Source organism: Micrococcus sp. LASM2_SD2 (genome assembly GCF_057364565.1).
The window spans coordinates 1-9,101 of the sequence record NZ_JBNFOB010000072.1 but is presented as its reverse complement, the minus strand read 5'-3'; the positions used below and the strand labels follow the sequence as shown (position 1 = coordinate 9,101).

Sequence of the window (9,101 nt, the reverse complement as noted above, 5' to 3'; positions counted from 1 at the left end):
CCTCACCCCGCGCGCCACGGCCCCGTACCCGGACGACCGCGCGCCCTGGCCCGCCGCGCGGCTTCGCGGCGATGCTGCTGATCACCTCGCTGATCGCGGTCGCGGCGACGATCATCATCATCGTCGAGCGCTCGATCCTGGCCGTGGACCCGAACCACCGCACCAGCTGCGACCTCAACCCCTGGATGTCCTGCGGCAAGGTCATGCAGTCCTGGCAGGCCGGGACGTTCGGCTTCCCGAACACGTACGTCGGCGTCGTCGGCTTCTCCGTGCTCATCACGGTGGCCGTGTCCCTGTTCGCCGGGGCCCGCTTCGCCCGCTGGTACTGGCTGCTGATGAACCTGGGCGTCCTCGCGGGCCTGGGCTTCGCCGGGTGGCTCTGGTATGCGGCGGTCTACCAGATCAACACCCTCTGCCTGTACTGCATGATCGTCTGGGCCATGGTGATCGTCCAGGCCGTCATGACCACCTCCGCGAACATCCAGAACGGCATCATCCCGGCCTCGGAGGGGCTGCGGGACAAGGCCCGGGACTTCGCCTGGCCCGTGGTCGTCCTGATCTACCTCGCGGTCTTCGCCTCGATCGTCCTCCACTTCGGCCTGGGCGTGCTCGGCCTCTGACGGCCGCCTTCGGCGGACCTGACCCACGACGTCGGCCCGGCACCTTCCGTACGGAAGTGCGGCGACGTCGTGAAGCGGGGACGAAGGGTCCCCCGTCAGGAACGGGGTCCGGTGCGGATCAGCCGAACCAGATGCCGAGCTCGCGCTCGGCCGAGAGGGTCGAGTCCGAGCCGTGGACCAGGTTCTTCTGGACCTGCTCGCCCCAGTCGCGGCCGAGGTCGCCGCGGATGGTGCCCGGGGCGGCGGTGGTCGGCTCGGTGGCGCCGGCGAGGGAGCGGAAGCCTTCGATCACGCGGTTGCCGGTCACCCGGGCCGCCACGACCGGACCGGAGCCCATGAACTCCACGAGTGGCTCGAAGAACGGCTTGCCCTCGTGCTCCTCGTAGTGCTTCACCAGCATGTCCCGGTTCGGGGTGAGCATCTTCAGCTCCGCGATCACATAGCCCTTCGCCTCGATGCGGGCGAGGATCTGGCCGGTCAGGCCGCGGGCGACGCCGTCCGGCTTCACCAGGACGAGGGTCTCTTCGTGGTTCTGGGTCACAGGGGTCTCCTTCGCTCAAGGGGGTCTGGGTTCCTCGGACCAGCCTAGTGGTCAGGTGCGTCGCGGCCGACGGCTCAGGCGCCGTGCTCGGCCTCCCATTCGGCCTGCAGGCGGTCGCGCTCCCGGTTCTCCGCGTCCATCGCTCGGCCGCGGGCCACGGCGTACCACCATGCGAGGGCGAACAGCGGCCCGATCACGAACATGGAGTACTCCCAGAAGCCGGAGAGGATCAGCACCAGCTGCAGGGCCCAGCCGATGAGGATACCCGCCGGTTTCCGGATGATCGCGCAGGTCAGGACCGCGACGACCGCCAGCAGCGAGTAGCCGACGATGAACCACACCGCGTGGTCCTCGCCGCGGTTCAGGCCGAAGAGCGTCATGCCCAGGAAGAACAGCACGATCGCCTCCAGGCAGAGCACCGAGGAGGCGAACAGCGCCTGGATGGAGCGGCGCTTCTTCTTGGTGCCCGGACGCCAGGCCTGCTGGGACTTCGTCTCTCGGGCCGGACGCCAGTCCTCGGAGCCGAAGCCGGCGTCCGGGGTGGCGGCCGGGTCTGAGGCGCCGGAGCCTGCCGCGTCGGATGCTGCGGTGTCGGCCGGATCGGCGGCGCGGGAGCGGGGGCTCTCCGGGTCGTTCGGGGTGTGGGCCATGTCAGCGACCTCCGTCCGTGTCGTCGTCCAGGACGTCGAGGACCTCGGGGTCCACGGCGTCCTCGTCCTCCTCGTCCAGGCCGACCGCGCCGAGCAGGTCTGCCGGGTCGATGCCGCGCGCGGCGACCGTCACCGGTCCCGGGGACGCGGGCGCACCGAGCAGGTGCCGGACGTCTGCGGCCAGGGTGATGGAGCCGATCGCCAGCACACCGCCGCCGGTGCCGCCGGCGAGCTCGTCCGCGGAGGTGTCCACGGCCTCGGCGCGGCCCACGGCCCACTCGAGGGCGTCCGGCACGGACTCGGTGACGAACACGTCCTCCTCCGGCCAGCCGGCGTCCAGGGCCAGCTGGGCCAGCTCGCCGGCCGGGATGGCCCGTGGCGAGGAGGACTGCGTGACCGCCATGTCCTCCACCAGCTCGCCGAACTCCCGGTACAGGGTCTCCAGCATGGAGCGGGCGTCCTTCTCCGCCAGCACGCCCACCACCAGGGCCAGGCGCGTCAGGCCGAAGGACTCCTTCACGGCGCGGGCGGAGACGCGCACGCCGTCCGGGTTGTGGGCGGCGTCCACGATGATCGTCGGTGCGGCGCGGAGCACCTCGAGGCGCCCCGGGCTGGTGACCTGGGCGATGCCCTCGCGCAGCAGCTCGATCTCCAGGGGCTTCTCGCCGCCGCCGAGGAACGCCTCGAGCGCCGCGACGGCGACGGCCAGGTTCTCCGCCTGGTGCTCGCCGTAGAGCGGGAGGGTGAGGTCCTCGTACTCCCCCGCGATGCCCCGCACGGACACCTGCTGGCCGCCGACGGCCAGGGAGCGTCCGATCACGCCGAACTCGACGCCCTCGAAGCGGTACGGTACGTCCGCGGCCTGGGCGGCCTCGAGCAGCACCTGGGCGGCGTCCCGGTCCTGGGCGGCCGAGACGAGGAAGCCTCCGGGCTTGATGATCCCGGCCTTCTCCTCGGCGATCTCCGCCTCCGTCTCCCCCAGCAGGTCCGTGTGGTCCAGGCTGATCGGGGTGACCACGGAGACCTTCGCGTCCGCCACGTTGGTGGCGTCCGTGATGCCGCCGAGGCCGACCTCGAGGACGACGACCTCCACCGGCTCATCCGCGAACACGGCGAACGCGAGGGTGGTGACGGCCTCGAAGTAGGTCAGGCGTGGCTCTCCGGCGGCCTCGAGCTCGGCGTCCATGACCTCCACCATGGGGAGGATCTCCGCCCAGATGCGGACGAAGGTCTCGTCGGAGACGGGATCGCCGTCGATGCTGATGCGCTCGGTCACCTTCTCCAGGTGCGGGGAGGTGTACCGGCCGGTGCGCAGCCCGTAGGAGCGCAGCACCGCCTCGATCATGCGGGCCGTGGAGGTCTTGCCGTTGGTGCCGGTCAGGTGGATGACCGGGGCGGCGTGCTGGGGGTCTCCCAGCAGCGCCAGCACCCGGCGCATCGGCTCCATGCGCGGCTCCATCCGGTTCTCCGGGGCGCGGGCGAGCAGGTCGCGGTAGACGCCGGCGACGTCCCGCGGGGCGTCCACGTGGCCCTGTGCGGGGTCGATCATGCGTCCGCCTTCTCCACGGTCACGGTTACGGTCTTGGTGGCGTCGTCCGCGGCGTGGCTGCGCGGGTCCTCGGCACCCGAGTCCTCCACCACGAGGTCCGTGGTGAGGGTCTCGCGGGAGATGAGGTCGCGGTGCGCCTGGAGGGCGGCGGCCACGGCCGACGGGGCCGTGATGACGGTGCGCACCCGGTCCGAGACGTCCAGGCCGGCGCTCTTGCGGGCCGACTGGACGGCACGGACGACGTCACGGGCGGTGCCCTCGGCGGCGAGCTCCGGAGAGACCTCGGTGGTCAGCACCAGGAAGCCGGAGGTGCCGGACAGGACGCCGACCGCGGTGCCCTCCGGGGCGCCGGAGGTGACGGTGCGGAGCTCGTAGAGCTCCGGCGCCAGGGTGACGGGGCCGTCGTCGAGCCTCACCTGCAGGCCGGACTCGGTCTGGGCATAGGAGCCGGCGTCCACGGCCTTCTTGATCAGCGGGACCTGCTTGCCGAACGCCTTGCCCAGCTCGCGGAAGTTCAGCTTCAGCTCGGTACCGATGCCGTACTCGGCCACCGCCTGAGGGGTCAGCTCGGAGAGCGCCACGTCCTTGAGGTTCAGCTCGTCCGCGATGATGCGGGCGAACGTGCCCTCGAGTCCGGCGGCGTCCGGGACCACCACGGACAGGGAGGCCAGCGGCAGGCGCACACGGCGGTTGGCGCCCTTGCGCAGCGCCGAGCCGGCCGAGGTGATGGCGCGGACCGCGTCCATGCGGGCGATCAGCGCGTCGGCCTCCGGACCGTGCGGGAACAGGTCCGCGTCCGGGTAGTCGGTCAGGTGGACCGAGCGGCCGCCGGTGAGGCCCCGCCAGATCTCCTCGGACACCAGCGGCAGCAGCGGGGCCGCGGCGCGCGTGAAGGCCTCCAGCGCGGTGTACAGCACGTCCATCGCGTCCGTGTCCTCGGCGAAGAAGCGCTGGCGGGACCGCCGGATGTACCAGTTGGTCAGGGTGTCCATGTAGGAGCGCAGGGCGTCGCAGGCGTCCGAGACCTCGTAGGCGTCCAGGGCGGACTTGACCTGACGGAGCATGGTGCCCGTGGTGGCCAGGATGTACTGGTCCAGCGGGTCCGAGGCGGAGTGCTTCGGCTGGGCACGGTAGCCCTCCGGGCGGGTGCCCTCGGCGGTGGCCGTGTTCGCGTACAGGCTGAAGAAGTGCCACGCGTTCCACAGCGGCAGCTGCACCTGGCGGACGCCCTCGCGGATGCCCTCCTCCGTGACGATCAGGTTGCCGCCGCGCAGGATCGGGGAGGCCATGAGGAACCAGCGCATGGCGTCCGAGCCGTCCCGGTCCAGGACCTCGTTCACGTCCGGGTAGTTCCGCAGGGACTTGGACATCTTCTGCCCGTCCGAACCCAGCACGATGCCGTGCGAGATGACGTTCGAGAACGCCGGACGGTCGAAGAGCGCCGTGGCCAGGATGTGCAGCGTGTAGAACCAGCCGCGGGTCTGGCCGATGTACTCGACGATGAAGTCCGCCGGGTTGTGGGAGTCGAACCACTCCTTGTTCTCGAACGGGTAGTGCACCTGCGCGTACGGCATGGAGCCGGAGTCGAACCACACGTCCAGCACGTCCTCCACACGACGCATGGTGGCGCCTGCGGCGGCGGCCTCCGGGTCCGGGTGCGGGCGAGTGAGGTCGTCGATCCACGGGCGGTGCAGGTCCACCTCGCCGTCCGCGTTCACCGGCAGGCGGCCGAAGGCCTCCTCCAGCTCGGCCAGGGAGCCGTAGACCTCAGTGCGCGGGTGGTCCGGGTGGTCCGAGACCCACACCGGGATCGGGGAGCCCCAGTAGCGGTTGCGGGAGATCGACCAGTCCCGGGCGTTCTCCAGCCACTTGCCGAACTGGCCGTGCTTCACGTTGCCCGGGATCCAGTTGATGTCCTCGTTGTGCGCCAGCATCCGGTCCTTGAACTCCGTGACGGAGACGTACCAGGAGGTGATGGCGCGGTAGATCAGCGGGGTGCGGCAGCGCCAGCAGTGCGGGTAGGAGTGCTCGTAGGAGGCCTCGCGGAACACGCGGTCCATGGCCCGCAGGGCACGGACGATGGTCATGTTCGCCTCGAACGCCTGGACGCCGGCGATGTCCTTCAGGACTCCCCCGCCGTTCTCCTGGCTGCCGAACAGCGGCAGGAACTTTGCGCCTTCGTCCACTGAGAGGATCACCGGGATGCCGGCTGCCTCGCAGACGCGCTGGTCGTCCTCACCGTAGGCCGGGGCCTGGTGGACCACGCCGGTGCCGTCCTCGGTGGAGACGTAGTCGTCCACCAGCAGCTGCCACGCGTTCTGCGTGCCGTACTCCTCAGCGTCCGCGAAGTAGGTGAACAGCGGAGCGTAGCGCAGGCCGCCGAGGGTGGAGCCGGCGTGGGTCTCGGTGACGGCCTCGAGCGCGGCCGCGGCGTCCGCGTAGCCGAGCTCCTTGGCGTGGGTGCCCACGAGGTCCTTCGCGAGCAGGAAGCGCTCGGCGTCGATTGCGGCGCCGGCCGGACCTGCCGGGACCACGGCGTAGGCGACCTCCGGACCCACCGCGAGGGCCTCGTTGGTCGGGAGGGTCCACGGGGTGGTGGTCCAGGCGACCACGTGCACGCCGGCGAGCGCGGCGGCCGTCTCGGCGGAGGCGGAGCCGCCCTCGACGACCTCGCCGGTCAGCGGGAAGGACACGGTGACCGAGGGGTCCTGGCGCATCTTATAGACGTCGTCGTCCATGCGCAGCTCGTGGTTCGAGAGCGGGGTCTCGTCCTTCCAGCAGTACGGCAGGACGCGGAAGCCCTGGTAGGTCAGGCCCTTCTCGTGGAGGGACTTGAAGGCCCAGAGCACGGACTCCATGTAGTCCGGGGTGAGGGTCTTGTAGTCGTTGTCGAAGTCCACCCAGCGGGCCTGGCGGGTGACGTAGTCCTGCCACTCGCGGGTGTACTTGAGCACGGACTCGCGGCAGGCGTCGTTGAACCGGTCGATGCCCATCTGCTCGATCTGGGCCTTGTCCGTCATGCCCAGCTGCTTCATCGCCTCGAGCTCGGCGGGCAGGCCGTGGGTGTCCCAGCCGAACCGGCGCTCCACACGACGGCCCTGCTGCGTCTGGTACCGGGCCACGAGGTCCTTCACGTAGCCGGTGAGCAGGTGGCCGTAGTGCGGCAGGCCGTTGGCGAAGGGGGGCCGTCGTAGAAGACGAACTCGTTGGGCGTGCCGTCCTCGTTCTGGGCGGCGCGGGCGTCGATCGAGGCCTGGAAGGTGCCGTCCTCATCCCAGTACTTGAGGATGCGCTCCTCGATCTCCGGGAAGCGCGGGGAGGCGGCGGTGCCGGAGGCGGGGTCGGTGGAGGCGAGAGGGTACACGAGGCGTCCTTTGCGGTCCTTGGCTGCGTGGGGTCTACTCCCGGTGGGAGCCGGCTGCCGGGACCTGAGTGGAGGTCCGGCGGTGCCGCTGCTGCAAGGACGCTCGCGGGCCTGCATGACGGGCCGGGGCGGCCGACGTCGTGCCGGGCGGTGCGGGCGCGGTACCACCCTGCTTGCCGTCCGCGGGGCCGTGGGGCCGTGCGCGGGCGACCGCTCGAGACTGCTGTGACGGGCTTACCCGTCCGGTTCTACTGGGGACCTGCGCCGCGGTGCCTGTGGTGCGCTGCGGTCAGGGCCTGTTCTTCCGGAGGCTCGCCGGTGATGGCCGGGTCGACGCCTGTGCGCCCCAGTGTAGAGGATGCGCCGCGGGCCGGGGGTAGTGGATCTGCGGCGTGGCCAGGCGTGCCCCCACTGTCCTCGTCGTCCTGCCCCGTCATCGTCCGCTCGTCCTCGTGTCACCCGTCATCGTGTCACCCGTCATCGTCCGCTCGTTCCGAAATGCGTCGTGCGCGGCGCGCGTACTTTCGGATCGACGTCACCGGAATCCGAGGGCGCCCGGTTTCCAGTGCCTTCGATCCGATCCGGAGCGCCCCTCGCATGCTCTGCATCGGAACGATGCAGACGGGCGGCTCACACAGCTCCCCTCCCGTGGCAGCGCCGGCTCCCCCGCACCGGCCACAGACCCCTCCTCACAGGCACCGCTCCTCCACAGGAACGACGACGGCCCCCTCGTCGTCGCCTTCGCCGTCGCGTTGTCCACAGATCGCCCTCGACCCCAGCGCCGGGAGGCGGCCTCGGGGAAGACTGACGATCACGGGGTGCCGGCGAGCCGGCCGCCCTCACCGAGAGACGTCTGGAAGGGGGCCGAGATGACGGCGGTGGTCACGGAGTCGACCAGGGAACGGGTCTGGCAGGAACGCTGGGCGGAGGTGACGGCTCAGACGGGATCGCCGGTGCTGACGGCCGGGAGCTCCTCCTCCCGAGGATGGAAGGACGCCTTGCGCGGAGGCTTCGCACGCGGCGAGCTCGTGCGACTGGCCCACGGCGCCTATGTGCCGTTGGACGTGTGGCACTTGTCCGCACGGTGGGACCGGGAGAAGCTCTGCGCCGTGGCGGTCGCCCGAACGCGCAGGGTCCGTCCCCCCGTCATCGCCGGCTCCACGGCCTTGGCACTCCACGGACTGCCCCTCGGGCGGCATCTTCCGCACGTCGAGCTCCTGGGCCGAGGATCGGGCCGAGCACGACCAGCTCCGCGGATCGAGGCGTACGCCGCGCCTGACCGGAGTCTTCGCATGATCACGGCGCTCCAGGAGGAGCAGACGTCAGCCGACCCCACCGAGTGGGGATCTTCCACACCCGCTCCGAAGCTGCTGCTCCCCGTCCGCCACCGGCACCGCGTCCCGCCGGACGAGGACCCGGAGCGGCCGACCGTCGTCGTTCCCGTCGTGCTCTCCGACGGTCAGGTCATCGGGCGTGTCACCGTGGAGGCGCTCGCCCCGGCGTTGGCCCTCGGCCTGAAGGAGACCGTCCCGAGTGAGTCGCTGCCCGTGCTGGACGCCCTGGCATGGCGAGGCGTCGACTCCGCCGGCGTGAGGCTCGGTCCGACCCCCGACCCGCCGACGGATGTGCGCCTACCGCTGGGGTCGGTGGCTCCGCAGTCCGCCGCCGACGACGTGGTCCAGGCCGCGATCGCGTTCTCGCCGACCCGGTCAGCTGGTCGGAGACTCGGCGAGGCGTGGAACCATGCCTCGCCGTTGGCCGAGTCGCCCGGCGAGTCGGTCAGCCGCGGCATGATGCTCCAGCTCGGGTTCGAGCTCCCGGAGCTGCAGGTGACGGTGTCGGACGCCGAGGGCTTCGTGGCCCGGGTCGACTTCCTGTGGCGTTCCCGCGGCATCGCGGGCGAGTTCGACGGAGTCGGGAAGTACGACGTCGACGCCCATGCGAGCAGCGCGGATCGACATCGCTACCTGCGGCGGGAGCAGCAGCGGGAGCTCCGCCTGCAGCGGGTCTGCTCCAGGGTCCTCCACTGGTCCTGGGCGGAGGCCCGCGACCCGTCCCGGCTTCGCCGACTCCTCGACGAGGCGGGGGTGCCGCGCACGGATCGACGGTGACGTCGGGCGCCGCGCTCAACCCTGCGAGGAGTCCGCCGCCCCGGGGCCCCGGCCCTCGACCGCCTCCTCCACCGCGCCGAAGACGACGGCGGCCCCGACCATGACCAGACGCGGCCGACGGACGCCGACTCGGGCCACGGCCTTCTCCACAATCCGGTCGGGCAGCACGATCGCCGTCGCGACGACCGCGCCGATCGCTGCACCGACCGCGGCGACACGCACGCCCGTGGCCACAGGTCCGCGCTCGCGTCCCCCCCGGGCCGTGG

The 9,101-nt window shown here is 71.3% G+C and carries 6 protein-coding genes and 1 pseudogene; 2 read left to right on the top strand and 5 right to left on the bottom strand.

The window, feature by feature from the left end; translation table 11 throughout:
- Nucleotides 1-620 (top strand): vitamin K epoxide reductase family protein (locus tag AC2W7A_RS05645; protein WP_485990492.1); only part of this gene is annotated, 620 nt, incomplete at its 5' end.
- Between the two features lie 118 nt (nt 621-738).
- Here AC2W7A_RS05645 and ndk read toward each other — a convergent pair.
- The 4 genes and pseudogenes from ndk to ileS all read right to left on the bottom strand — a co-directional run bounded on the left by ndk (nt 739) and on the right by ileS (nt 6,724).
- Nucleotides 739-1,161, bottom strand: a complete 423-nt coding sequence (gene ndk, locus AC2W7A_RS05640; protein WP_485990491.1) for a nucleoside-diphosphate kinase — start codon at nt 1,159-1,161, stop codon at nt 739-741.
- Nucleotides 1,162-1,235: 74 nt separating this feature from the next.
- The gene (locus tag AC2W7A_RS05635) at nt 1,236-1,811 is read right to left on the bottom strand and encodes a DUF4233 domain-containing protein (protein ID WP_485990490.1); all 576 of its coding nucleotides are present in this window, start codon (nt 1,809-1,811) and stop codon (nt 1,236-1,238) included.
- 1 nt (nt 1,812) lies between these two features.
- Nucleotides 1,813-3,360 (bottom strand): bifunctional folylpolyglutamate synthase/dihydrofolate synthase, encoded by a 1,548-nt coding sequence (locus AC2W7A_RS05630; RefSeq protein WP_485990489.1) that lies wholly within the window; start codon nt 3,358-3,360, stop codon nt 1,813-1,815.
- Nucleotides 3,357-6,724 (bottom strand): annotated as a pseudogene (gene ileS / locus AC2W7A_RS05625) (isoleucine--tRNA ligase). The gene AC2W7A_RS05630 and the pseudogene ileS overlap by 4 nt, the downstream one beginning before the upstream one ends.
- Before the next feature lie 1,292 nt (nt 6,725-8,016).
- Between ileS and AC2W7A_RS05620 the strand changes: the two are divergent.
- Nucleotides 8,017-8,835 (top strand): hypothetical protein, encoded by an 819-nt coding sequence (locus tag AC2W7A_RS05620; RefSeq protein WP_485990488.1) that lies wholly within the window; start codon nt 8,017-8,019, stop codon nt 8,833-8,835.
- 15 nt (nt 8,836-8,850) lie between these two features.
- On the opposite strand, the gene AC2W7A_RS05615 is transcribed toward AC2W7A_RS05620, so the two are convergent.
- Nucleotides 8,851-9,101, bottom strand: a 251-nt coding sequence (locus AC2W7A_RS05615; RefSeq protein ID WP_485990487.1) for a hypothetical protein, incomplete at its 5' end; no start/stop codon positions are given.